General features: G+C 50.7%; 25 protein-coding genes. 8 read left to right on the top strand and 17 right to left on the bottom strand.

All coding sequences use genetic code 11. The features are described from left to right. Positions 1–330 precede the first annotated feature (330 nt). The 13 genes from DMB82_RS20475 to asnC form a co-directional block, all read right to left on the bottom strand. Positions 331–750, bottom strand: a complete 420-nt coding sequence (locus DMB82_RS20475) for a F0F1 ATP synthase subunit epsilon (protein WP_005976558.1) — start codon at positions 748–750, stop codon at positions 331–333. 19 nt (positions 751–769) lie between these two features. Beyond that, the gene (gene atpD, locus DMB82_RS20470; protein WP_039317443.1) at positions 770–2,152 is read right to left on the bottom strand and encodes a F0F1 ATP synthase subunit beta; all 1,383 of its coding nucleotides are present in this window, start codon (positions 2,150–2,152) and stop codon (positions 770–772) included. A 47-nt stretch (positions 2,153–2,199) separates the two neighbouring features. Beyond that, positions 2,200–3,063 carry a F0F1 ATP synthase subunit gamma gene (atpG, locus tag DMB82_RS20465; protein ID WP_005976554.1) on the bottom strand — a complete coding sequence of 288 codons (864 nt, stop codon included), beginning with the start codon at positions 3,061–3,063 and terminating at the stop codon, positions 2,200–2,202. Positions 3,064–3,115: 52 nt separating this feature from the next. After that, positions 3,116–4,657: a F0F1 ATP synthase subunit alpha gene (atpA, locus tag DMB82_RS20460; protein ID WP_005976551.1), complete on the bottom strand. Its 1,542-nt coding sequence runs from the start codon at positions 4,655–4,657 to the stop codon at positions 3,116–3,118. A gap of 12 nt (positions 4,658–4,669) precedes the next feature. Next, on the bottom strand, positions 4,670–5,203 hold the full coding sequence (gene atpH / locus DMB82_RS20455) for a F0F1 ATP synthase subunit delta (protein WP_010300085.1): 534 nt from the start codon (positions 5,201–5,203) through the stop codon (positions 4,670–4,672). 14 nt (positions 5,204–5,217) lie between these two features. Then, a complete protein-coding gene (gene atpF / locus DMB82_RS20450) occupies positions 5,218–5,688 on the bottom strand; it encodes a F0F1 ATP synthase subunit B (RefSeq protein WP_010681466.1) in 471 nt (156 codons plus the stop codon). Positions 5,689–5,751: 63 nt separating this feature from the next. Next, a complete protein-coding gene (gene atpE / locus DMB82_RS20445; protein WP_005976545.1) occupies positions 5,752–5,991 on the bottom strand; it encodes a F0F1 ATP synthase subunit C in 240 nt (79 codons plus the stop codon). A gap of 49 nt (positions 5,992–6,040) precedes the next feature. After that, entirely contained in the window at positions 6,041–6,841 is an 801-nt protein-coding gene (gene atpB, locus DMB82_RS20440; protein WP_102118000.1) for a F0F1 ATP synthase subunit A, read from the bottom strand. A gap of 22 nt (positions 6,842–6,863) precedes the next feature. Then, entirely contained in the window at positions 6,864–7,250 is a 387-nt protein-coding gene (gene atpI, locus DMB82_RS20435; protein WP_102118001.1) for a F0F1 ATP synthase subunit I, read from the bottom strand. A 623-nt stretch (positions 7,251–7,873) separates the two neighbouring features. Next, positions 7,874–8,494, bottom strand: coding sequence for a 16S rRNA (guanine(527)-N(7))-methyltransferase RsmG (rsmG, locus tag DMB82_RS20430; protein ID WP_102118002.1), 621 nt, complete (start codon positions 8,492–8,494; stop codon positions 7,874–7,876). Positions 8,495–8,576: 82 nt separating this feature from the next. Beyond that, positions 8,577–10,466: a tRNA uridine-5-carboxymethylaminomethyl(34) synthesis enzyme MnmG gene (mnmG, locus tag DMB82_RS20425; RefSeq protein ID WP_116164540.1), complete on the bottom strand. Its 1,890-nt coding sequence runs from the start codon at positions 10,464–10,466 to the stop codon at positions 8,577–8,579. A gap of 390 nt (positions 10,467–10,856) precedes the next feature. After that, positions 10,857–11,300 (bottom strand): FMN-binding protein MioC, encoded by a 444-nt coding sequence (gene mioC, locus DMB82_RS20420; protein WP_010300101.1) that lies wholly within the window; start codon positions 11,298–11,300, stop codon positions 10,857–10,859. Positions 11,301–11,389: 89 nt separating this feature from the next. Beyond that, positions 11,390–11,851: a transcriptional regulator AsnC gene (asnC, locus tag DMB82_RS20415; RefSeq protein WP_010300103.1), complete on the bottom strand. Its 462-nt coding sequence runs from the start codon at positions 11,849–11,851 to the stop codon at positions 11,390–11,392. 152 nt (positions 11,852–12,003) lie between these two features. Here asnC and asnA point away from each other — a divergent pair, with 152 nt between their 5' ends. Beyond that, positions 12,004–12,996 carry an aspartate--ammonia ligase gene (asnA, locus tag DMB82_RS20410; RefSeq protein ID WP_102118005.1) on the top strand — a complete coding sequence of 331 codons (993 nt, stop codon included), beginning with the start codon at positions 12,004–12,006 and terminating at the stop codon, positions 12,994–12,996. Here asnA and viaA read toward each other — a convergent pair. Beyond that, entirely contained in the window at positions 12,993–14,471 is a 1,479-nt protein-coding gene (gene viaA, locus DMB82_RS20405; protein WP_116164542.1) for an ATPase RavA stimulator ViaA, read from the bottom strand. The two genes, asnA and viaA, sit on opposite strands and share 4 nt — an antisense overlap. A gap of 5 nt (positions 14,472–14,476) precedes the next feature. Beyond that, positions 14,477–15,976, bottom strand: coding sequence for an ATPase RavA (ravA, locus tag DMB82_RS20400; protein WP_102118007.1), 1,500 nt, complete (start codon positions 15,974–15,976; stop codon positions 14,477–14,479). 348 nt (positions 15,977–16,324) lie between these two features. On the opposite strand from ravA, the gene kup reads away from it, so the two are divergent. Beyond that, complete coding sequence (gene kup / locus DMB82_RS20395; protein ID WP_102118008.1) at positions 16,325–18,193, top strand: low affinity potassium transporter Kup; 1,869 nt, start codon at positions 16,325–16,327, stop codon at positions 18,191–18,193. Positions 18,194–18,322: 129 nt separating this feature from the next. On the opposite strand, the gene qseC is transcribed toward kup, so the two are convergent. Both qseC and qseB read right to left on the bottom strand, forming a co-directional pair. Further along, positions 18,323–19,681, bottom strand: coding sequence for a quorum sensing histidine kinase QseC (gene qseC / locus DMB82_RS20390; RefSeq protein WP_116156067.1), 1,359 nt, complete (start codon positions 19,679–19,681; stop codon positions 18,323–18,325). Continuing rightward, entirely contained in the window at positions 19,678–20,340 is a 663-nt protein-coding gene (gene qseB / locus DMB82_RS20385) for a quorum sensing response regulator transcription factor QseB (RefSeq protein WP_116164544.1), read from the bottom strand. The genes qseC and qseB overlap by 4 nt, the downstream gene beginning before the upstream one ends. A 257-nt stretch (positions 20,341–20,597) precedes the next feature. On the opposite strand from qseB, the gene DMB82_RS20380 reads away from it, so the two are divergent. The 6 genes from DMB82_RS20380 (at position 20,598) to rbsK (ending at position 26,017) form a co-directional block, all read left to right on the top strand. Then, entirely contained in the window at positions 20,598–20,993 is a 396-nt protein-coding gene (locus DMB82_RS20380; RefSeq protein WP_116156069.1) for a YgiW/YdeI family stress tolerance OB fold protein, read from the top strand. A gap of 204 nt (positions 20,994–21,197) precedes the next feature. Next, complete coding sequence (rbsD, locus tag DMB82_RS20375) at positions 21,198–21,617, top strand: D-ribose pyranase (protein WP_116164546.1); 420 nt, start codon at positions 21,198–21,200, stop codon at positions 21,615–21,617. A gap of 7 nt (positions 21,618–21,624) precedes the next feature. Beyond that, positions 21,625–23,130: a ribose ABC transporter ATP-binding protein RbsA gene (gene rbsA / locus DMB82_RS20370; protein ID WP_102118013.1), complete on the top strand. Its 1,506-nt coding sequence runs from the start codon at positions 21,625–21,627 to the stop codon at positions 23,128–23,130. Positions 23,131–23,137: 7 nt separating this feature from the next. Continuing rightward, entirely contained in the window at positions 23,138–24,106 is a 969-nt protein-coding gene (gene rbsC / locus DMB82_RS20365) for a ribose ABC transporter permease (RefSeq protein ID WP_102118014.1), read from the top strand. Positions 24,107–24,131: 25 nt separating this feature from the next. Continuing rightward, positions 24,132–25,019: a ribose ABC transporter substrate-binding protein RbsB gene (gene rbsB / locus DMB82_RS20360; protein WP_039275930.1), complete on the top strand. Its 888-nt coding sequence runs from the start codon at positions 24,132–24,134 to the stop codon at positions 25,017–25,019. 71 nt (positions 25,020–25,090) lie between these two features. Beyond that, on the top strand, positions 25,091–26,017 hold the full coding sequence (gene rbsK, locus DMB82_RS20355) for a ribokinase (RefSeq protein ID WP_116156070.1): 927 nt from the start codon (positions 25,091–25,093) through the stop codon (positions 26,015–26,017). Positions 26,018–26,019 lie beyond the last annotated feature (2 nt).

Here is a 26,019-nt window from a genome sequence, read left to right as displayed (position 1 = left end):
CCCTTTTTGCAGAACGAAAACGGGGATAATGGAATAGAAGAGTAAAGCGTCCGCGCCATGGACAAAAACGTCAGGAACGTTTTTGAACGTCGCTAGCGACGGCCCTGAAAGGGTGAATCTCAGGGATGAGATTCATATTGCGCGGCTCGAGCGTACATGGACGTATTCACAGCGTCTTTACGATCTATCCGTTACTACCGCTCGACGCACTTTGTCATACCCAACATGCCTGCTCTCGCAGCATTTTTATCTCGGCGTATAACATCACCTTAAATGAAAAAGGCCAGTCAGTGTGAACTGACTGGCCTTCAATTATTGCAAGCTTATCTGTTACATCGCTTTTCTGGTCAGCTCGATAACACGCAGCTTCGCAATCGCTTTAGTCAGCTCTGCGGAAGCCTGAGCATAATCCACATCGCCATGCGAATTGCGGATATGATCTTCGGCTTTGCGCTTCGCTTCCAGCGCACGTGCTTCATCCAGATCCTGCCCACGGATAGCGGTATCAGACAGTACGGTGACCATATTCGGCTGCACCTCAAGGACGCCGCCAGAAAGATAGATATACTCTTCCTCACCGTGCTGCTTAACGATACGAATCATACCCGGCTTAATGGCAGTGAGCAGAGGGGCATGTCCCGGATAAATACCCAGTTCGCCTTCGCTCCCCGTTACCTGGATCTTCTGCACCAGACCGGAGAACATTTGCTGTTCTGCACTCACGACATCCAGATGGTAAGTCATAGCCATGTCACCCTCCTACAAGGCGTTACAGTTTCTTGGCTTTTTCCACGACTTCTTCAATGGAACCAACCATATAGAACGCCTGCTCTGGCAGGTGGTCGTATTCGCCTTCCATAATCCCTTTAAAGCCACGAATAGTGTCTTTCAGGGAAACGTATTTGCCCGGAGAACCGGTAAATACTTCCGCTACGAAGAACGGCTGAGACAGGAAGCGCTGAATCTTACGCGCACGGGATACCACCAACTTGTCTTCTTCAGACAGCTCGTCCATACCCAGAATCGCGATGATGTCTTTCAGTTCCTGATAACGTTGCAGAATAGACTGCACGCCACGAGCAACATCATAGTGTTCCTGACCAACAACCAGCGGATCCAACTGACGGCTGGTGGAATCCAGCGGGTCAACGGCCGGGTAGATACCCAGAGAAGCGATCTGACGGCTCAGTACCACGGTTGCATCCAAGTGAGCAAAGGTGGTGGCTGGTGACGGGTCAGTCAAGTCATCCGCAGGAACGTAAACGGCCTGAACGGAGGTGATAGAACCGGTTTTGGTTGAGGTGATACGTTCTTGCAGAACGCCCATCTCTTCCGCCAGCGTCGGCTGATAACCTACCGCAGAAGGCATACGACCCAGCAGTGCAGATACTTCCGTACCGGCCAGGGTATAACGGTAGATGTTATCGACGAACAGCAGTACGTCACGGCCTTCATCACGGAATTTTTCCGCCATGGTCAGACCGGTCAATGCTACGCGCAGACGGTTACCCGGCGGCTCGTTCATCTGACCATACACCAGTGATACTTTATCGATTACGTTGGAGTCGGTCATTTCGTGGTAGAAGTCGTTACCTTCACGGGTACGCTCACCAACACCTGCAAACACGGAGTAACCGGAGTGCTCGATCGCGATGTTACGGATCAGCTCCATCATGTTTACGGTTTTACCTACGCCCGCACCACCGAACAGACCCACTTTACCGCCCTTGGCAAACGGACACATCAGGTCGATAACCTTGATACCGGTTTCCAGCAGTTCCTGTGAGTTTGACAGCTCTTCATAGCTCGGAGCTGAACGGTGGATAGCCCAACGCTCTTCTTCGCCGATGTCGCCTTTCATGTCGATGGGATCGCCCAATACGTTCATGATACGACCCAGCGTTGCTTTACCTACCGGCACTTCGATCGGGTGGTCCAGGTTATTCACGTTCAACCCGCGACGCAGGCCGTCAGAAGAACCCATTGCGATACAACGAACAATGCCGCCGCCCAACTGCTGCTGCACTTCCAGCACCAGTTTTTCAGCGCCGTTCTCTACCTCAAGCGCATCGTACACCTTCGGTACGGCATCTTGCGGGAACTCGACGTCCACCACGGCGCCGATTACCTGGATAATCTTTCCAGTAGCCATCTTGAATCCTCTACGTAATTCGACAATACGTAATTCGTAAACCTGCTTTAAACCGCGGAGGCTCCCCCGACGATTTCGGTGAGTTCCTGGGTAATGCTGGCCTGACGAGCTTTGTTGTATACCAACTGCAGCTCTTTGATCAGGCTACCGCCGTTATCGGTCGCGGCTTTCATCGCAACCATTCGCGCGGCCTGCTCACTAGCCAGATTTTCTACGACGCCCTGATAAACCTGAGATTCTACATAACGGCGCAGCAGGGTATCCAGCAGCGACTTAGGATCGGGTTCATACAGGTAATCCCAGGCTTTCTTCTTCAACTCACCGTCATCCGAAGGCGGTAACGGTAACACTTGAACAACAAGCGGTTCCTGAGACATGGTATTAATAAACTTGTTGCTGACGATATACAGCTTGTCCAGACGACCTTCGTCATAGGCTTGCAGCATAACTTTAACCGGGCCGATCAATTCTGATACGGAAGGGTTGTCCCCCATACCGGTAACCTGAGCAACAATGTTTCCGCCTACCGAACCGAAGAAAGAGACCGCTTTGGAACCAATTAGCGCTAAATCAGTTTCAACGCCTTTGTCGCTCCAGGATTTCATATCAGCCAGGAGTTTTTTGAACAGGTTAATGTTCAAACCACCACACAGACCACGGTCAGTAGACACCACCAAATACCCAACGCGCTTAACATCGCGTTCTTCCAGGTACGGGTGTTTATATTCCAGATTTCCTAACGCAAGGTGACCAATCACATTGCGTATGGTTTCCGCATAAGGACGGCTGGCCGCCATACGATCCTGCGATTTACGCATTTTGGAAGCGGCGACCATTTCCATTGCTTTGGTGATCTTCTGCGTATTTTGGACGCTTGCGATCTTACTACGTATCTCTTTTGCGCCGGCCATCTTTGCTTCTCCTCAAAGCCTTGCGGCCTGCTTTACAGCAGGCCACCGGGCGTTACCAGGACTGGGTTGCCTTAAAAGTATCGAGGATGCCTTTAAACTTGCCCTCGATCTCATCGTTATAAGCGCCAGTCTGGTCGATTTGTTGCAGAAGTTCGCCATGCTCACGGTCAGCATAAGCCAACAGTGCCGCTTCAAAGCTACCGACTTTCGACAGCTCAACATCTTCCAGATAACCACGTTCCGCCGCAAACAGAACCAGAGACTGCTGTGCGACAGACATCGGCGCATACTGTTTCTGCTTCAACAGCTCGGTCACTTTCTGACCGTGGCTCAACTGCTTACGGGTTGCATCATCAAGATCGGAAGCGAACTGAGAAAACGCTGCCAGTTCACGGTACTGTGCCAGCGCGGTACGAATACCACCGGACAGTTTTTTCATGATCTTGGTCTGTGCTGCACCACCCACACGGGATACGGAGATCCCTGGGTTAACCGCAGGACGAATACCGGCGTTAAACAGGTTGGATTCCAGGAAGATCTGACCATCGGTAATAGAAATTACGTTGGTCGGAACGAACGCAGAAACGTCACCCGCTTGCGTTTCGATGATCGGCAGAGCGGTCAACGAACCGGTTTTCCCTTTCACTTCACCCTTGGTGAATGCTTCAACGTAATCGGCGTTAACACGCGATGCACGCTCCAGCAAACGGGAGTGGAGATAGAAAACGTCACCAGGATAAGCTTCACGACCTGGCGGACGACGGAGCAGCAGAGAAATCTGACGATAAGCAACGGCCTGTTTAGACAGGTCATCATAAATAATCAGTGCATCTTCACCACGGTCGCGGAAGTACTCGCCCATCGCACAACCGGCATACGGTGCCAGGTATTGCAGAGCAGCAGATTCAGACGCGGTAGCAACAACAACAATGGTGTTTTCCAGTGCGCCATGCTCTTCCAGTTTACGTACCACGTTAGAAATCGTGGAGGCTTTCTGGCCGATAGCGACGTACACACATTTGATGCCGGAATCACGCTGGTTGATGATGGCGTCGATGGCCAGCGCGGTTTTACCCGTCTGACGGTCACCGATAATCAGCTCACGCTGACCACGACCGATTGGAATCATGGCGTCAACGGACTTATAGCCCGTTTGTACCGGCTCATCAACGGACTGACGTTCGATAACGCCAGGCGCAATCGCTTCAACCGCAGAGAAACCGTCGTGATCCAGTGCGCCTTTACCGTCAATCGGTGCACCCAGCGTGTTGACCACGCGACCCAGCAGGCCGCGGCCAACTGGAACTTCAAGAATACGGCCGGTGCATTTTACTTTCATGCCTTCAGCCAGATCCGCATACGGACCCATAACTACCGCACCAACGGAGTCGCGCTCCAGGTTCAGTGCGATCGCATAACGGTTACCCGGCAGAGAGATCATCTCTCCCTGCATCACGTCTGCCAGACCGTGGACACGGATGATTCCGTCGCTGACGGAAACAATAGTACCTTCATTGTGAGCTTCGCTCACCACATTGAACTGAGCAATGCGCTGCTTGATCAGTTCGCTGATTTCGGTGGAATTCAGTTGCATGCTCCAGTCCCCTTAAGACTGCAAGACGTCTGCCAGACGTTCCAGACGACCGCGAATGCTGCCATCTATCACCATATCGCCCGCGCGAATAACCACGCCGGCCATGACAGACTTATCAATTTTGCAATTCAGCTTCACTTTGCGTGACAGACGTTTTTCCATAGCAGCAGCGATCTTCGATAGCTGCTGCTCATTCAACGTATTGGCAGAAATGACATCGACGTCAACCGTCGATTCTAGCGCTGCCCGCAGTTGAATAAATTGTTCCAGTACTTCAGTAAGCACCGGTAAGCGTCCGTTCTCGGCCATTACCCTAATCAGGTTCTGACCGGCTTCATCAAGTTGATCACCACAAACGGCAATGAACGTTTTCGCCAGTTCAATCGGTGCAACTGCACCAGAAAGCAACTCGGCAATTTGCTCATTGCGCGCGACTTCGGCCGAAAACGCCAGCATGTTCTGCCAGCGATCCAAGGCCTGATTCTCAACCGCAAAGTCAAAAGCTGCTTTGGCGTAGGGGCGAGCTACCGTGACAAATTCAGACATCAGCCCCTCCCTCCTTACAGTTCAGCGACCAGTTTATCAACGATGTCGCTGTTAGCAGCTTCATCCACGGAACGTTCAATAATTTTCTCGGCACCAGCAATCGCCAATACAGCAACTTGCTTACGCAGCTCTTCACGAGCACGTTTACGTTCGGCTTCGATTTCAGCCTGCGCCTGCGCCACAATCTTGTTACGTTCAGCTTCCGCTTCAGCTTTCGCCTCATCCAGGATCTGAGCACGGCGTTTGTTCGCCTGCTCGATGATAACCTGAGCATCCGCTTTGGCTTTCTTCAGTTGATCTGTCGCATTGGCCTGAGCCAAGTTCAAATCTTTTTTGGCACGTTCAGCAGAAGCCAGACCGTCAGCAATTTCTTTCTGACGTTTCTCGATGGCTGCCATCATCGGCGGCCATACATACTTCATGCAGAACCAGACAAACAGGACGAACGCAATGGCCTGGCCGAGGATTGTTGCATTAATATTCACAGCACAATGCCTCTTTCAAAGTTAAATAAGTTGATGTTTTAACCTCAGCAGAACACATTCTGCTTAGGCCACCGCAAACATCACATACAGCCCCAGACCAACAGCGATCATCGGGATGGCGTCAACCAGACCCATGACGATAAAGAACTGTGTACGCAGTAAAGGAATCAGGTCAGGCTGACGAGCAGCACCTTCCAAGAATTTACCACCCAGAATGCCGATACCGATCGCAGCACCGATTGCCGCCAAACCCATCATTAACGCGGCAGCCATGTACAGCAGATCCACACTCAGGTTTTCCATGACAGTCTCCAGTTTGTTTCAGTTAAAAACGTTATTTGTTGAAAGAAAATCAATGCTCTTCAGATGCCATCGAGAGATAAACAACCGTCAGAACCATGAAAATAAAAGCCTGAAGCGTAATAATCAAAATGTGGAAAATAGCCCAAGGCACATTTAACAGCCATTGTGACCACCACGGCAACAGACCGGCAATCAGGATGAAGATCAACTCACCCGCATACATATTGCCAAACAGTCGCAAGCCTAAGGAAATAGGTTTGGACAGCAGGCTGACACCTTCAAGAATCAGGTTGATAGGAATAAATACTGGATGGTTGAACGGTTGCATGGTCAGTTCTTTAACAAAACCGCCAAGCCCCTTCATTTTGATGCTGTAGAACAGAACCAGGATAAATACCCCAAGCGCCATCGACAGCGTGATGTTCACGTCAGCCGTCGGCACAGCACGCAGATAAGCATGCGCAGGGTCGTACCCCAGCAGGCTGTAGACACCCGCCCAGGCTTGCGGCAACAGATCGATGGGCAGCAGGTCCATCATATTCATCAGGAAAACCCAGACGAAAATGGTCAGCGCCAGAGGAGCAATCAGTTTGCTTTTGCCATGGAACATATCGCGCACGGTACCATCAACGAAACCGATAACCAGTTCTACGGCGGTTTGCAGCTTACCTGGCACACCGCTGGTTGCACGTTTCGCTACGCGGTGAAAGATAACCAGAAAGAGGACCCCAAGAGCGATGGAGAAAAACATCGAATCGACGTTGATCGCCCAAAAACCCGTCCCGACCTGCAAATGCTGCAAGTGGTGACCGATATACTCTTGCGGAGTAGAGATTTCTCCAGCAGCCATGATGTCTCTTACCCTTTTGTTGTTAATTACGGCAACGATTAATTACGGCCGGTGCCACGATCTGCATAACCAGCACCGATAAATAAGTCAGGCCAAGCGGAAAGAATGCCGCTTTAAACACGCCTAACGCCACCACTAGCAGTGCAATGGTGATAAATACCTTAAGCGCCTCGCCAATCGCGAATGACCAAGCCACCACACGTCCATCAGCAGGCTTGTGTGACTGGTGACGCAAGGCAAACAGCACAAACAACACATTCGGTAACCAGGCTGCCAATCCTCCGCCTAATGCAGAAGCAGCAGCGTTGACGCTATTGAGGCTGAAAACAGCACTCAACAAAGCAAAAGTCACTAACTGTAACAACAGCAGCCTTAAGGCAACTTTTCCGCTGTAAAGGGATACAGGCATGACGTTTGCTCTCTCCGTACCTTTTCAGAGGTATACCGAATGACGTATAAAACTGCCTTTACACCACTGAGTCAAGCAGCAAAAAACGAGCAAATTATACGGGTCATACCTGCGAATTCAATCGATAAGTAGCGAAAAGGTGAACAATTATTTAAATTTCTTTCTGAAGCCCCGTTTTTACTAACAATCCTCGCGACTCGTGTCTGGTGTCATTAATGTCTAAAGGCCTCCAATCTGTGATATGACTCACATAAAAGGGCTTACGAATATTTACAACAGGATGTATTTTTTTTTGTCCTTAGTAATAAAAAGTATTTATTTTATTTTATTTCAATAAGTTAATAAAAAAACCATCCAGAAATCGCAATAAACAAGCTTTCAACCACCTATTGACATTATTGATATCGTTTTTTTACTCAATTAACACAAAAATAACTAAATTTTGATGCCGATGATTTATTTTCGCTCGTTATTATTCAGTGCGAAAGCAAAAGGACAACGCTGAAAAAACGAAGATGTAAAATTTCAGTGATCGCAATGCATTCCAAGACAATGCCACCGATAGACGAGGTGGCATCCTGACATGCAATATTTAGTTATAATTTTTTTGATAAAAAACAAAATTAGTTTGGTTTAAGCACGACCAAATGGCGTTCACCTTCCAGATCGGGAACGGATAAGCGAACCACTTGATCTAATAGGACATCTTGTGGCAAGGATGACAATTCATCCTCTGGAAGTAGGCCTTTTAGCGCATAAAACCGCCCTGTAGGTCTGGCTGGAAGATGGTTGCACCAGTTAATCATGTCCTGCAAAGAGGCAAATGCCCGACTGATCACCCCATCAAAAGGGGGTTCTGCTGGAAACGCCTCAACGCGACTCTGTACTGGCGTGATGTTTTCAAGCTGTAGTTCATGCTGAACCTGACGCAGGAAGCGCACACGCTTACCCAGGCTATCCAGCAAAGTAAAATGCGACTCAGGGCGAACAATCGCCAACGGAATTCCCGGTAACCCAGGCCCGGTACCCACATCGATAAAACGCTGTCCGTGTAAATGTGGCTCAACCACGATACTGTCCATGATGTGGCGGACCAGCATTTGCTGCGGATCGCGTACCGACGTCAGATTATAAGCTTTGTTCCACTTATTCAGCATATCAACATACTGTATCAGAAGATTTTTTTGCTTATCTGAAATCACCATACCAGCCGCGTTTAGCAGATTATCGAGTGTGTTGCGCACAATAAGATCCCGATGAAAAATATGAAGTTAATAATAAAAATAGCCGGATAACCGGCTATTTAGGGGATAAGTTTACCGTAAATCAGGCGCTGCGGCGCAGCAGACCTTGTTTTTTAAGCCAGATCAGTAGAATGGAGATCGCCGCAGGCGTAATACCAGAAATCCGTGAAGCCTGACCGATCGACGAAGGCTTGTGATCGTTCAGCTTTGCAATCACCTCATTGGACAATCCACTCACCTGTTTGTAATCCAGATCGGCAGGCAACAGTGCATTTTCATTACGCTGCTGTTTTTCGATTTCATCCTGCTGTCGAGCAATATATCCTTCGTATTTGACCTGAATTTCAACCTGCTCTGCGGCCTGTTCATCGGTTAATCTTGGAGCAAACAGCGGTAGCGCAGTAAGCTGAACGTAATCCACTTCCGGGCGACGCAGCAGTTCTTCACCGTTCGCTTCACGGGACAACGGCGTTTTCAGCAATGAGTTGACCTGATCTAACTGCTCAGATTGCGGGTGAACGTGAATGTCGCGCAGGCGCTGACGCTCTTTCTCAATATTCTCGAGCTTCTCGTTGAAACGTGCCCAGCGATGATCGTCGACCATCCCCAGCTCGCGACCCATTTCAGTCAAACGTAGATCAGCGTTATCTTCGCGTAGCATCAGACGATATTCAGCACGTGAGGTAAACATCCGGTAGGGTTCTTTCGTCCCCAGTGTACAGAGATCGTCAACCAACACGCCGAGATAAGCTTGATCGCGACGTGGTGACCAACCTTCCTTATCGGCAGCCAGTCGAGCTGCATTCAGCCCAGCTAGCATGCCCTGTGCGGCCGCTTCTTCATAACCTGTTGTTCCGTTGATCTGTCCAGCGAAGAACAGGCCATGAACAAATTTGTTTTCAAGCGTAGGTTTCAGATCGCGAGGATCGAAGAAATCGTACTCAATCGCATAGCCAGGACGAACGATGCGTGCATTTTCCATCCCTGCCATCGAGCGAACAATCTGCCACTGGACGTCAAACGGCAAACTGGTTGAGATCCCGTTAGGATAAATTTCGTTGCTAGTCAGTCCTTCCGGTTCAAGAAAGATCTGATGCGTATTTCGATCGGCAAAGCGCATGACTTTGTCTTCGATCGATGGGCAATAGCGTGGCCCGATCCCTTCGATGATCCCGGCATACATCGGGCTGCGATCCAGATTATTACGGATCACATCATGGGTCTTCTCATTGGTATGCGTGATGTAGCACGGCATTTGTGCTGGATGCTGGCTCGTATTTCCCAGGAATGAGAAAACCGGCATCGGGTTGTCACCGTGCTGTTGTGCCAGCACGCTAAAATCAATCGTTCTGGCGTCAATTCGTGGCGGCGTACCAGTTTTCAGGCGGTTGACGCGCAGAGGCAGTTCACGCAGGCGGCGTGCGAGCGGAATGGAAGGCGGATCGCCTGCACGCCCACCGCTGTAGTTATCCAGCCCAATATGAATTTTGCCATCAAGGAAAGTGCCTACCGTCAACACCACGGCTTTTGCACGGAATTTTAGTCCCATCTGGGTAACTGCACCGATAACACGATCGTTTTCCACGATCAGATCGTCAACAGCCTGCTGGAAGATCGTCAGGTTTGGCTGATTTTCCAAAGCGGTACGGACAGCCTGACGATAGAGCACACGATCCGCTTGTGCGCGGGTCGCTCTGACGGCAGGGCCTTTACTGCTGTTTAGTATCCTAAACTGTATACCTGCCTGATCGACGGCACGCGCCATCAAGCCTCCCATTGCATCGATCTCTTTAACCAGATGACCTTTCCCAATACCGCCGATCGCTGGGTTGCAAGACATTTGTCCCAACGTGTCGATATTGTGTGTGAGCAAAAGCGTCTGTTGGCCCATTCGGGCAGAAGCCATTGCTGCTTCTGTTCCGGCATGACCGCCACCGATCACGATGACGTCAAATGGATCTGGATAAAACATGGTACTGCTCCTCGCATTATCGCGAATGATGAGTGGTGAACGATCGTTATTTGCCCTGGGGAGGCGATTCTACTCAACTTTGAGCCAACGACCAAGTCCGTTGGATCCTCGTTAATTAAAGAAAGATCTTTTTATTTAAAGATCTCTTTATTAGATCTCTTATTAGGATCGTCATGTTGTGTGGATAAGTGATTATTCATATTAAAGATCAAGAGAATGGAGATGATCCTTACCTGTGAATGATCGGTGATCCTAGCCAGTATAAGCTGGGATCTTAATGCGTAGTTATGCACAGGACAAAAAACATACTCGGGTTGTTATTGGGATAACTACGGGTTTTACACCTGAAATAAGCATAGTTATCCACATTCAACTGCCGAATATTTCATCTTATTTGAGTAAATTAACCCACGATCCTAGCCATTCTTCTGCTGGATCTTCTGGAATTTGATGTTGGGTGATGTCGATCTCGAGGATTTCACCGATCCGTTTGGCCCCTAATTGAGCCAGTACACGATCTGCTGTTTGGATCGCGCCACAGAATGTGTCGTACTCTTTACTACCGATCCCCACTGCACCGAAACTCACCTGAGAAAGATCGGGCTTTTGTTGTTCCAACTGTTCAAACAGTGCTTTCAGGTTGTCAGGGAATTCTCCTGCACCGTGTGTAGACGTCACCACCAGCCATATACCGCTTTCAGGTAGTGCATCAAGCGTAGGGCCATGCAGAATTTCAGTGGAAAAATCATCCTTCTCCAGCAGTTCGGCCAAATGTTCTGCAACATATTCGGCACTGCCAAGGGTACTGCCGCTGATTAAGGTAATATCTGCCATAGCGATCCCATCTGATAAAAGACGGGACATTGTACGCTGTGATCTGGCTGGGATCTACCTGTGGATAATATGGGTATAGGAAAAAAGCATTACGGCGCGATCGTCCGCATGATGGGGTTCTGCAGGGAGATGAGTGTTTCAGTGGACTGAATTTCATCAATTGTTTGGATCTTGTTGATAAGCACATGTTGCAGCGCCTCGATCGAGCGGCACATGACCTTAATAAAGATGCTGTAATGCCCAGTGGTGTAGTAGGCCTCGACCACTTCTTCCAGATTGTTCAGCTTCTCCAGTGCAGAGGGATAATCTTTGGCACTTTTCAGAATGATGCCGATAAAACAGCATACGTCATAGCCCAACTGCTTTGGATTCACATCCAGACGCGTACCGACAATGATGCCCGCCTGCTTCATTTTTTCTACTCGAACGTGGATCGTGCCTGGACTGACGGAAAATTGTTTTGCCAGTTCGGCATAAGGCGTGCGCGCATTTTCCATTAAGGCGGAAAGAATGCCGCGATCGAGATTATCGATCTGATAAATTTCTGCCACTTTGAGCCCCCTATTTTATCGAATAATGATTTTATACCGCTATAAAATGACGGATTAAAAGCACAAGTGCAATTTATCCATAAGATTATTGAATGACTGGCAGTTTTTATTGCTTAATGAATAACTAAATACGATGAATAAGAGACGCGGCAATGAAAAAGCAGTACATCGAAAAACAACAGCAAATCAGCTTCGTTAAGTCTTTCTTCTCCAGCCAACTGGAGCAGCTTCTGGGATTGATTGAAGTCCAGGCACCGATTCTCAGCCGTATCGGTGATGGTACGCAGGATAACTTGTCCGGTACGGAAAAAGCGGTGCAGGTTAAGGTTAAAGCCCTACCGGATGCCACATTTGAAGTGGTTCATTCACTGGCGAAATGGAAACGTAAAACGCTGGGCGCGTATGACTTTAGCTTCGGCGAAGGCATCTATACCCACATGAAGGCACTGCGCCCGGACGAAGATCGTCTGAGCCCGATCCACTCAGTTTATGTCGATCAGTGGGACTGGGAGCGCGTGATGGGGGATGGAGAGCGCAATGCCGAGTATCTGAAATCGACAGTGACGCATATTTATCAGGGCATTAAAGCGACGGAAGCGGCGGTACATCAGGCGTTTGGCATTCAGCCTTTCCTGCCGGAACAGATTCATTTTGTGCATACCGAAACGTTGCTGCAGCGTTATCCCGATCTGGATGCCAAAGGGCGTGAGCGAGCTATCGCTAAAGAACTGGGTGCGGTCTTCCTGATTGGGATTGGCGGTAAGCTGTCCAGCGGACACTCTCACGATGTGCGTGCGCCGGATTATGATGACTGGACAACGCCAGGCGAGCAGGAATTGGCGGGCCTGAACGGCGATATCGTCGTGTGGAACCCAGTCCTGAACGATGCGTTTGAGATTTCATCAATGGGCATCCGCGTTGATGCTGAAGCCTTAACACGCCAGTTAGCGCTGACGCAGGATGAAGAACGTCTGAAGCTGGAATGGCATCAGGCGCTGCTGCGCGGTGAAATGCCGCAAACGATCGGTGGGGGAATCGGTCAGTCTCGCTTGGTCATGCTGTTGCTGCAATTGCCACACATTGGTCAGGTTCAGTGCGGCGTCTGGCCACAGCCGCTGCGTGAGTCAGTTTCCGGCCTGCTTTAATAAGCCTTGCCGTGCTGCCAGCGGCGCATTAAGCGGCTTTTTAACCCAGTATCAAAGCGCCAGATATGGTCAAAGATGTGCATGATGCCGGGTTTGCCATGATCGGACATCGCTACAGCATGGAAACGATGCTGTAGCTGCTTCTGGCGGCTTTTCACCTTATTGACTACCTCATCCGGCAACCGCTGGGCGATAAAATCTGAAATCACCACGGCGTCGGCATCATGCCAGAGTCCGTCATCCATTTTATCCAACAATGCTGACAGGCAGGCGCTCATATCCGTGCCGCCGCGGAAGGACTGGCTGAGAAAGCGTATCGCCTGCTCTAATCCGTCCGCAGACGTGAGCTCATATTTCACCACGCCGGTAGAAAACAGCATGATGTAGCAACGGCGGTTGTCGGCGAGCGCGATGCGCATCAATGCCAGACAGAAGGCTTTAGCACAGCGTTCATTAAAGCCGCCCATCGAGCCTGACGTATCGACGCAGACGATAAAGGGGCCACGCGGCTGCTGTTCGTTTTGCTGATGGACAACGGGGCGCTCGGTGATTTTCTCGCGCCAGCTCTCCCCTTGTAAGCGATAGGTCAGCAGTCGATGCTCTAGCAGGCGACGATAGAATTCATATTCCAATTCGCTAATGCCCAATGTGGCCAGCTCCGTCGGCATCAAACGCAAAATGTCATCGCTCTGATGAACGCCGCTCACCTGTTCGGGCACGGTGGCCGGTTCTCGTACTCTTACCCGGAAGGTTTCTTGTGGCGCCTCTTGCGTGAGGATGGATTTGGTTTCCCGGCTGCGGCCTAAGCGTTCCGCCAGCTTTTGTAATGCGGGCTGGCGTTGCAGGAAGGCACCGAAATCCAGTAACGGACGGGGATCGGTATGAATACGCTGCGCTGCGCTGAGATCCCAGAGCCGCCCGGCCGCGTTTTCGTTTTCGGCCAGAATAGGTTCGAGTTTGCCGCTGAGGGTCAGGCGTTGTTGCAGTTCATCCAGCAGGATTTCCCGTTCCTGATCCATCAACTGCTGATGCAGTGAAACGGTTTGCAGTGTGAGGCTTAGCCGCCAGCGCTGCAGAAAGAGCGCGTGGAGCCCACTGGTGATCTTCTGCCCTAAGGTTCTCTCTGGAGAGGTAATGAGCTGTGAGGCCTGTGCCAGAAAGGGGGATTCTACGTTGTTCAGCATATCCATAATCGCAGGCAGGCGTGTCTGAAAAGCCTGGTTGTCGATCGATTGTGAACGTTGGTAGCAGCTAAATTCTTTTTCCAGCTCTGGCGGTACCTGCGTGGTGCGCAGGCGCTGTTTTAAGGTTTCTTTCCAGTGGGGAAGATCGTTGAGTAACGCGGACTTCAGGCTGGGATACTTTTCCAAGAAGAAAGCGAGCTGCGGCGTTGCCAACAGCGTGACGACAAGATCGTCCAGCAGTTCGTTTTCATCGATAGACAGCAGCATTTCCAGTGATTCCAGCGTGATCATCGGCGTTAGTCCTGTTGCTCTGATTGCTGGATCTGCTCGGCAACCTCTTGCAGGCTGGCTTCTATTTTCGCTAGCCACTCTGCGGGGACGAACAGACAAGGCTGATGCTGGCTGAATAAGCGACGTTGTTCGCGTAGCTGCATGGTCAGCTTTTCATATTCATCGGTAATCGCGGTAGGCAATACACAGTCGCGCTTTTCCGGCAGAGAAAGCATGGAGGATTGCAGGCTGATATCGCGAACTGTCAGGTGCTGGCGATCGTCCACCAGAAGATCGAGACGTTGAGTAAAGCCGATGCCGTTGAGCTTGCCCCGGATTTCTCCCCCCTTTTGCAACCAGCCCTGCAAAGCATGCTTTTCAATGATCAGGTGATTGACTTCAATATCGTGCAGGATCAGCGGTCTTTGCAGCACCAGATCCAGCGTTTCAGCGACAATCGTGTCAGGCAAGGTGTAATGGAATTTCCGGCCAAGGAAGTGCCCCTGTTTCTCCACCGAAAATGCCTGTAATTCACTTTGTTCACGTTGGTATTGCTGACGTTTGGTATTCGCCTGTTGCAGCCGGAACAGCAGACTTTTCTGCTGGTAAGCGTGCTCGGTAATCAGTAGCTCAAGCTGGTGTTCGATGAGCGTCAACGTGCTTTGGTCATGCCATAGACAGTCTTTCAGCAGAATGATATCAACCGGCGTAATGGTGTCCCGTCCGCAGAAAAATGCGCTGGCCTGAAGCAGGCGCAGGGCTTTTTTCCAGCGTCGATCGGAAATGTAAGGTGCCTTTTCCAGCGCATCGAGCTGCTGACGCAGCGTGTAAATCAGCTCGAAACCGACTTCAGGCAGCGCGATCTGCTCAATATCCTTCTGCCACTGTTGGTACTCTTCATCGCTGACGCTAAGGGCGGGTGGGACGGGGTTATCGCGTTCGCTGCTGTTATTCACGAGCAGTGCACGGAAATTCTGTTTTTCCTGCACGCGATCGAGCCACAGACGGATGAGCATTCGGTCGTAGAGCGCTTCCAGACCGCCATCCGCCTCTGGCAATTCATTCGAGGCCGCGACCAGCAGGCGCATCGGGATGGTGTCTTCGCTGTTGCCATTACGGAAACGCCGCTCGTTAATGGCCGTCAGCAGGGTATTCAAAATAGCGGGGCCCGCTTTCCAGATCTCATCCAGAAACACGATTTCGGCTTCCGGCAGGTAACCCGCGGTCAGACGCTGATAGCGGCCTTCGTCTTTTAATGCCTGAATAGAAAGGGGACCGAATACCTCTTCCGGAGTGGAAAAGCGGGTCATCAGGTACTCGAATGCGTTCGCATGACGAAAAGCGAATTTAAGGCGCCGGGCGATCATACTTTTGGCTATACCTGGCGGCCCCAGGAGAAAAACGCTTTCCCCGCTTAGTGCTGCCAGCAGGCAGAGGCGAATGGCGTGCTGTCTTTCGTAGAGCCCATGCTCTAGCGCATGACTGAGGCGAGAAATTCTTTCAGCCAATGCCGCAGTTTGACGCATAATTAATCCGTTAGTCCCATGATGTGATGTACTGAAATCGTTTATTTTTTGAATTCGGCTGCTCTACTGAAAGCGATGTCTCAGAAAAAACCTACTTTCAGAAAGACAATAGTAATAATAAACGGCTGATCACAGATTTTTATTAGAATACTTTTACGGATTATTCACCCTAACGGGGGAAGTAAGCAATAAACTACCTTTTACAGGATGTTTCTTATGCATAACCCCGCACCATAAACATGGTTTTTTACCCTGATTTGTGCATACTGTGCGCTTTTGGACGCATTGCTGTGAATGACGCGCTTCGCGGACTGATTAACAACATGATTAACAAAAGAAGATAGGTTTATGAGCTCAGAACATAAACGTTCGCTTCCGGCTGTCACGCTGGCGGCCATCGGGGTAGTTTATGGAGATATAGGAACCAGCCCTCTTTATACGTTAAGGGAATGTTTATCAGGGCAGTTTGGCTTTGGGGTCGAACCTGATTCTGTCTTTGGCTTTCTTTCACTGATCTTTTGGCTGTTGGTCCTTGTTGTTTCGCTGAAATACCTGACCTATGTGATGCGTGCCGATAACGCAGGCGAAGGTGGAATTCTCACATTAATGTCGTTAGCCGGGCGCAATACCTCCGATAGAATGACGTCTGTGCTGGTCATCATGGGGTTGATTGGCGGTAGCTTCTTCTATGGGGAAGTGGTCATCACGCCAGCTATCTCGGTGATGTCGGCGATGGAAGGGCTGGAAATTGCCGCGCCGTCGATGGGCAGCTATATCGTTCCCCTCTCGATTGTTGTTCTGACATTACTGTTTATTATTCAAAAACACGGTACAGGTAGCGTCGGCAAGCTGTTTGCACCCGTGATGCTGATTTGGTTTTTGACGCTTGGCGTACTGGGTGCGCGCAGCATTATCGCTAATCCCGAAATTTTGCAGGCGTTGAACCCGATGTACGCCTTGCGCTTCTTTATCGAATATAAAGTAGCGTCGTTCTTTGCGCTGGGTGCGGTGGTGCTGGCGATTACCGGGGTCGAAGCGCTGTATGCCGATATGGGGCACTTCGGTAAATTCCCTATTCGTCTCGCTTGGTTTACGGTGGTGCTACCATCGCTGGTGTTAAATTACTTCGGGCAGGGCGCGTTGCTGTTAAAGGACCCGGAAGCCATCAAGAACCCTTTCTTCCTGCTGGCACCAGACTGGGCGCTGATTCCACTGATGATATTGGCTACGTTGGCGACAATTATTGCTTCTCAGGCAGTGATTTCCGGCGTTTTCTCCTTGACCCGTCAGGCGGTGCGGCTGGGTTACTTGCCGCCGATGCGTATCGTACATACGTCAGATATGGAATCCGGTCAGATTTATATCCCTGCCATTAACTGGATGCTCTATATTTCCGTTGTCATCGTGATTGTCAGCTTTGAGCATTCGGGCAATCTTGCTGCGGCTTACGGGATTGCGGTAACAGGTACGATGGTGATTACCAGCATTCTGTTCTTTACGGTGGCGGTAAAAAATTGGCTCTGGAATCGCTATCTGGCGTGGGTTTTGCTGGCGGGCCTGCTGATTATTGACGTGCCGATGTTTTTGGCAAACGTGGTCAAGATCTTCTCCGGCGGCTGGCTGCCGCTGGCATTGGGTATGGTGATGTTTATCATCATGACCACATGGAAAAGCGAGCGCTTCAGGCTGCTGCGCCGGCTGCATGAGCATGGTAATTCGCTGGATGCCATGATTGCCTCGCTGGAGAAAACGCCGCCGACGCGTGTGCTGGGGACCGCCGTGTATTTCTCGCGCGCGACTCGTGTTATTCCGTTCGCACTGCTGCATAACCTTAAGCACAATAAGATCCTGCACGAGCGCGTGGTGTTGTTGACCATGCGAACTGAGGATGCGCCCTATGTATTGAACGCTCGCCGAGTGACGGTTGAACAGCTTTCGCCGACGTTCTGGCGCGTGATTGCCAACTATGGTTGGCGTGAGACGCCGGATGTTGAAGAGGTCTTTCAGCGCTGCTGGCAGGATGGGTTAACCTGCCAAATGATGGAAACCTCTTTCTTTATGTCCAATGAGTCACTGATTATCGGTGAGCGTCCTTGGTATCTACGCTTACGCGGTAAGCTATTCATGATGCTCAGCCGCAATGCGCTGCGGGCGGCGGATCAGTTTGAAATACCGCCGAACAGGCTGATTGAACTGGGGATACAGGTCGAGATTTAAGTGAACCGAATAGATGATCTTATGTTGGGATAAGATCGAGATATACGGTCGACCACGAGGCGAGGCATCCCTGCGGGAACCTCATCCTCGTGTTTCCCTAATAACAGGCAGCGAGTTGCTGCTAGTACGTTAACTATTTTCCCAATTTACCGACACAATTAGCCCGCCTTCGGGCTGATTGGTGAACGTGACCCGCATGTGGTGTAGTTTTGCGATGTTGTTGACGATGGAAATTCCCAGACCGCTGCCGGATTTATCCTGCCCCGGCGGGCGATAAAAGCGTTCGCCAATTCTTGCCAGCGCCGCCTTGCTAATACCCGGCCCGTTATCGGTAACCTGAAAGCTGCGTTCTGTCAGCGTCAGGTTTACCGTCCCCCCTTCATGGCTGTAGCGAATAGCATTATCCAGCAAATTGCGTACCAGCAGAGCCAGCAGCAGCGGGTGGCCTTGCCGGATGACCGGCGTATCTGGTAAATCCAGCGTCAGTTCGATACCTGCGGTTTGCGCTGTGTGGTAATGCGCGATCACTGCCTGTTGCAGGAGTTCATTGAACTGGACGGGCTGCATCCCTTCGGGGGACGATTCGGCATCCAGCCGCGATAGTGTCAGGAGTTGATCCACCAGCCGTGTGGCCCGATCGATACCTTTGTCCAGATTGACCAGTGCATGGTGCCGCATGGCTTCATCGTCATGCGCGAGCTGTGCGACTTCGGTTTGGACTTTCAACGCTGCTAACGGGCTACGCAATTCATGAGCCGCATCGGAGGTAAAACGACGTTCACGAACCAGCATGTCGCTGATGCGGGAAAACAGGTGGTTCAATGCGTTGGCCAACGGGCGAACCTCTTGCGGAATGTGCTGCGTTTCCAGCGGCGTGCTTTCGTCCGGTGAACGCTGTTGAAGCTCGGCGGTAATGCGTTTTAGCGGTGAGAGTTCACGCGTGACCAGCCAGAACAGCAGCGCCAGCATGATCGGCAGCGCAAACAGCCAGGGCATCAAGTTGGTTTTTACAATATCCAGCGTCATGTCCTGACGGTATTCCCATTCCTGTCCGACAGCGATCACGTAACGATCATCTGCCGTCGCTAACCAGACGATGCGCCAGGCGTCACTGTCATCGCGTAACCTGCCGTCGGTAAAGCCGTTTCGCTGGTAATCAAAAATAAAATCTTTGCCGTTCTCACCATCATTCAACACCATCGTCCCGTCGCGAGTAAAAATGGCGAAGGCTAGCGCATCGTCGTCCTGCTTGCCTCGATCCTTATGTACCAGACTTTTGGTTTTGGGCAGAGAAGTCGACTTAATTCGCAATTCATCGGGATTCATGGTGGCAAGACGTTTGGCAAACAGCATTTGCTGGGTATCAAATAACGCATTGATATTATGACGCGTTTGATACCACGAAAGCAGGCTGGCTACGCTCCAGCAAATCAGCGTCAGCAGCGTAAAACCTGCAATCAGGCGTAAACGCAGGCTGAGTCGGTTCATGGTGTATCTCCCAGAATGTAGCCAACGCCATGCACGGTACGGATAAACCCGCCACCTAACTTTTTGCGCAGGTGGTGGATGTGCACTTCTACTGCATTGCTGGAGACATCATCGTCCCACCCATAGAGTTTTTCTTCCAACTGCGCGCGCGTGAGTACGCGGTTTGGATTGAGCAAAAACAGTTCCAGTAACGCCAGTTCGCGAGACTTTAGTATCAGCGGTTCATTGTTAAGCGTGACGCTCCGCGATCCCGGCTCAAGGGAAACCGCGCCGTGCGTTAATGTCGGTTGAAGCTGGCCGTGACGACGGCGAATCAGCGCCTGAAGGCGAGCGGCCACTTCTGTCAGCGCAAAGGGCTTACATAAATAATCATCGGCACCCTGCTGTAGCCCTTCTACGCGCTGTTCCAGCGCATCGCGGGCGGTCAGAACCAGCACTGGTTCGTCATGCCCCGCCTGACGCCACTGGCGCAGAATATCCATCCCATCCATGCCCGGCAGGCTGAGATCGAGCACCACCGCATCATAGGGTGCCGCCTTCACTGCCGCAGCACCCGCTTTACCTTCCATAAACCAGTCAATATTAAAGCCCAGTTTGTTCAACCCCGCTTTCAGGCCGTCACCAATCAAGCGATCGTCTTCGATTAACAATATTCTCATGGGGGCCTCGCAGGGAATGTACTGCCGTTGCGCTTATGTCTTTTCCGGTTTTATACGAAATAGAGAGGCGGTGTGTACAGGACAAATCGCTGAAATCGGGCGATTTCGGCAATATAAAAAAATAAGAAAGTAAACGCTGACTCCTTAAGATTCTGTTAAGAACGGTTTGCTTTAATCCTTCCCGAAGACCGATTACTCCCGCAGGTTGACTGCGAAACCGTTGACTGTGAAAAACAGACAAAATAAGGAAGGTAAACATGAAAAAAGCAGTTGCGTTACTTGCCATTACCGCTCTGGTTTCTGCGCCCGTCTTTGCCGCACAAAGCGGCGGTGGTTTCGTCAACCCAGAAACGTCTGCGGTTGGCATACATAAAGGGGGATTCATTGATCAACAGAGTTCCCTCACCACGGTAGATAAAGCTAAAGATTTGCGTGATGACAGTTGGGTGACGCTGAGCGGTAATATTGAAAAACGGATCGGTGATGAAAACTACCTGTTCCGCGACGCGACAGGCACGATGGAAGTCGAAATCGATCACAAACGCTGGAATGGTCAGATGGTTTCGCCCACCGACAAAGTCGAAATTCAGGGAGAACTGGATAAAGACTTCAACTCCGTCGAGCTGGATGTGAAGCAGATTCGCAAACTCTAAATCGTTACCCTCAATTCCCTCGTGGCGGGCCGTTGCCCGCCATTTCTCTATTTATCAATCTCCTATAACGGCCTCTCGCTATCTTTCTTTTTTTGTTAGCGAAACGTTTCGATAGTGATCACATTTTTTTTATCTCTTCATTGCCTTTCTTGCTTCTTTTTCTAGAATGTTATTAGCGAAACGTTTCGCTGGTGGGGTGATAAGATGAAAAAAGCAACATTATTGAATTCAGATATTTCTTCCGTGATTTCTCGACTGGGGCATACCGATAGCCTTGTTATTGGTGATGCCGGTTTACCGATTCCTGAAACGACGACCCGTATCGATCTGGCATTGACGCATAACGTGCCGACGTTCTTGCAGGTGGTTAGCGTTGTCACCAGCGAAATGCAGGTCGAGGCCGCGATTCTGGCGGAAGAGATTATTGAAAAGAACCCCGCAGTCCATGACGCATTACTCGATCAATTGAAGCAACTTGAACAACTCCAGGGAAACTCAATTGCATTGCACTATGTTAGCCATGAAGAATTTAAAACCCAAAGCGGCAAAAGCCGGGCGATCATTCGCAGCGGAGAATGCTCTCCGTATGCCAATGTCATCCTTTGTGCTGGCGTAACGTTCTGAGGCATCAATGCAACCTTTACTGCAACTGCAAGGCATCACGAAATCTTTTCCCGGCGTTAAAGCGCTTTCCGGTGCTGCACTCAATGTCTATCCGGGAAAAGTGATGGCGCTGGTGGGCGAAAACGGTGCGGGCAAGTCCACCATGATGAAAGTCCTGACCGGGATCTATCGTAAAGATGCCGGCAGCATCCATTTTCTAGGGCAAGAGGTAGATTTCAGCGGGCCGAAAGCGTCTCAGGAAGCAGGTATCGGTATTATCCATCAGGAACTTAACCTGATTCCCCAACTCACGATTGCCGAGAATATCTTCCTTGGCCGTGAGTTTACCAACCGCTTCGGTCGTATCGACTGGAACAAGATGTATGCGGAAGCCGATAAGCTGCTGAAACGCCTTAATCTGCGCTACGACAGTCGTCGTATGGTCGGGGATTTATCGATTGGCGATCAGCAAATGGTTGAAATTGCCAAGGTGCTGAGCTTTGAATCGAAAGTCATCATCATGGATGAACCTACCGATGCTCTGACGGATACCGAAACCGCTTCGCTATTCAGCGTGATCAAAGAGCTGCAATCTCAGGGATGCGGCATTGTCTATATTTCCCACCGTCTGAAAGAAATCTTTGAAATCTGCGATGACATTACCGTGTTCCGCGATGGTCAGTTTATTGGCGAGCGTCCTGTCAGTGACTTAGAGGAAGATACGCTGATTGAAATGATGGTGGGCCGTAAGCTGGAAGATCAGTACCCGCGTTCGAATAAAGCGCCGGGAGAGGTTCGCCTTAAGGTGCAGAACTTGTCAGGGCCGGGCGTAGAGCGCGTAAGCTTTACGGTGCGGAAAGGCGAAATTCTGGGCGTCGCAGGGCTGATGGGTGCGGGCCGTACCGAACTGATGAAGATTCTCTACGGTGCACTGCCGCGAACTGGCGGTAATGTGACGCTGGATGGCCGCGACGTAGTGACCCGTAAACCGCAGGATGGCCTGGCGAACGGCATTGTTTACATTTCTGAAGACCGCAAACGTGATGGTTTGGTGCTGGGCATGTCAGTAAAAGAAAACATGTCCTTAACCGCACTACGTTATTTCAGCCATGCGGGCGGTCGTCTGAAACACGCCGAAGAGCAACTGACGGTTGCCGATTTTATTCGCCTGTTCAACGTGAAAACGCCTTCGATGGAGCAGCCTATTGGCCTGCTTTCCGGCGGTAATCAGCAGAAAGTGGCGATTGCCCGTGGCCTGATGACGCGCCCGAATGTCCTGATCCTCGATGAACCGACGCGTGGCGTCGATGTCGGGGCGAAGAAAGAGATTTATCAGTTAATCAATCAATTCAAAGAAGAAGGGCTGAGCATCATATTGGTGTCATCCGAAATGCCCGAAGTCTTGGGAATGAGCGATCGCATCATTGTGATGCATGAAGGGCGCTTGAGCGGTGATTTCCCTATTGAGCAAGCAACCCAGGAAGCACTGATGGCCGCGGCCGTTGGTAAGCAATACGGCGCAAAGCAGGAGTAAGTCAGACATGAGTTCTCAATCTATCGCGGCAAAACGCTGGTTCAGCAAAGAGTGGTTATTGGAGCAGAAATCGCTGATCGCGCTCCTGATCCTGATTGCGGTTGTTTCCGCCATGAGCCCTAACTTTTTTACCCTGAACAACCTGTTCAATATTCTCCAGCAGACGTCGGTGAACGCCATCATGGCCGTCGGCATGACCCTGGTGATTTTGACCTCGGGCATCGATTTGTCAGTGGGGTCACTGCTGGCATTGACTGGTGCCGTAGCGGCTTCCATCGTCGGGCTTGAAGTCAATGCGCTGGTGGCGGTGTTTGGCGCGCTGGCGCTGGGGGCGCTGATTGGTGCGGGTACAGGGATCATTGTATCCAAAGGCAAAGTGCAGGCGTTTATTGCCACGTTGGTCATGATGCTGTTACTTCGCGGTGTGACAATGGTCTATACCAACGGTAGCCCGGTTAATACTGGCTTTTCCGACGTAGCAGATGCGTTTGGCTGGTTTGGTATCGGTCGTCCTCTGGGAATTCCGACGCCAATCTGGATCATGGCTATCGTGTTCGCGGCAGCCTGGTACATGTTGCACCATACGCGTCTGGGGCGCTATATCTATGCGTTAGGCGGCAACGAGTCTGCCACCCGTTTGTCCGGCATCAGTGTTGATAAAGTCAAAATTATTGTCTATTCCCTGTGTGGGCTGTTGTCTGCCCTAGCGGGAATTATCGAAGTCGCACGTTTGTCCTCTGCACAGCCGACGGCGGGTACAGGGTATGAGCTGGATGCTATCGCGGCTGTAGTATTGGGCGGCACCAGTCTGGCTGGAGGAAAAGGGCGTATCGTTGGTACGTTGATCGGCGCACTTATCCTTGGTTTCCTCAACAACGGACTGAATTTATTAGGTGTTTCTTCTTACTACCAAATGATCGTTAAAGCAGTCGTCATTTTGCTGGCGGTTCTGGTAGATAACAAAAGCAGTAAATAACCTTCATTCACACAGGAATTGAGTTATGAATATGAAAAAGCTGGCTACTCTGGTTTCCGCTGTTGCGCTGAGCGCGACTGTCAGTGCTAATGCCTTGGCCAAAGATACGGTTGCTCTGGTGGTTTCTACGCTGAATAACCCGTTCTTTGTTTCAATGAAAGAGGGTGCGCAGAAAGAAGCTGACAAACTGGGCTACGAACTGATTGTGCTGGATTCCCAGAATAACCCAGCAAAAGAACTGGCTAACGTTCAGGATTTGACGGTACGTGGAACCAAAGTTCTGCTGATCAACCCGACCGATTCTGATGCAGTAGGTAATGCGATTAAAATGGCTAACCAAGCCAAGATCCCTGTTATTACGCTGGACCGCGTTGCGAGCAGTGGTGAAGTTGTGAGCCACGTGGCTTCTGATAACGCCTTCGGCGGTAAAGTTGCCGGTGACTTCATTGCCAAGAAATTGGGTGAAGGCGCTAAAGTGATTCAACTGGAAGGCATCGCTGGAACGTCTGCCGCACGCGAGCGTGGGGCGGGCTTCATGAAATCTGCTGAGAAAAATAAATTCGCTATGCTGGCCAGCCAACCCGCTGACTTTGACCGTACTAAAGGGCTGAACGTGATGCAGAACCTGCTGACCGCGCACCCTGACGTTCAGGCCGTATTTGCTCAGAACGATGAAATGGCGTTGGGTGCACTGCGTGCGCTGCAAACCGCAGGCAAAACAGATGTGCTGGTCGTCGGCTTTGACGGCACTCAAGATGGCGTGAAGGCTGTTGAGTCAGGCAAGCTGGCTGCGACTGTTGCTCAGCGTCCTGATCAGATCGGTGTGATCGGTATCGAAACGGCGGCGAAAGTGCTGAAAGGTGAAAAACCTCAGGCCATCATTCCGGTTGACCTGAAACTGGTAGCAAAATAATTAAAGAATAAAGCAGGGCTCGCGCCACCCGTTTGTGGTGGCGCATTATTAACGTAGCGGGATTCGACATAATGAAAACGGGTAAGCTGGTGGTGCTGGGCAGTATTAATGCTGACCATATTCTCAATCTTGAGCAATTTCCCCGTCCAGGCGAAACGGTGATCGGTGAGCAATATAGCGTTGCTTTCGGTGGGAAAGGTGCCAATCAGGCCGTTGCCGCTGGTCGAAGCGGTGCAGACATCGCCTTTATTGCCTGCGTTGGAGAAGATGATATCGGCACCCGTATTTGCCAGCAGCTATTCAAGGACAATATCGATGTTTCTGCCGTTGAGGCTATCTCCGGGGAAACAACCGGCGTTGCACTGATTTTTGTTAACGCCGACGCTGAGAACATGATCGCGATTAATGCCGGAGCGAATGCTGCGGTGACGCCTGATTATCTTCATCGTCATCAGCAACACATTATTGATGCTTCAGCATTGCTTATGCAGCTTGAGTCGCCGTTGGAAACGGTCATTGCGGCCGCTAAACTGGCGCATGAACACCAAACGAAAGTGATTCTTAACCCTGCCCCTGCCCGTGAACTGCCCGATGAACTGTTATCGCTGGTCAATATGATCACGCCGAATGAAACCGAAGCACAGTTCCTGACGGGAATTACCGTTGAGACGGAAGACGATGCGGCTCGCGCAGCACAGGTTCTGCACGATAAAGGCATTGAAACGGTTCTCATCACATTGGGTAGCCGTGGCGTATGGTTAAGTGAAAACGGTCAGGGGCAGCGAATTCCGGGATATCGTGTAAAAGCCGTGGATACTATCGCCGCTGGAGATACCTTTAATGGTGCGTTAGTCACTGCATTGCTGGAAAATAAACCCATGTCCTCCGCAGTAAAATTTGCCCATGCGGCAGCTGCGATAGCCGTTACTCGCCGAGGCGCTCAGCCCTCTGTCCCGTGGCGTGAAGAGATCGACGCATTTTTGCAAACCCAGGGGTGATC

Origin of the sequence: Pectobacterium aquaticum, assembly GCF_003382565.3 — a bacterium.
In the GTDB taxonomy this organism is placed as follows: domain Bacteria; phylum Pseudomonadota; class Gammaproteobacteria; order Enterobacterales; family Enterobacteriaceae; genus Pectobacterium; species Pectobacterium aquaticum.
Note: the sequence above shows the minus strand (reverse complement) of the source record. Positions and strands in the feature narration are given on the sequence as shown.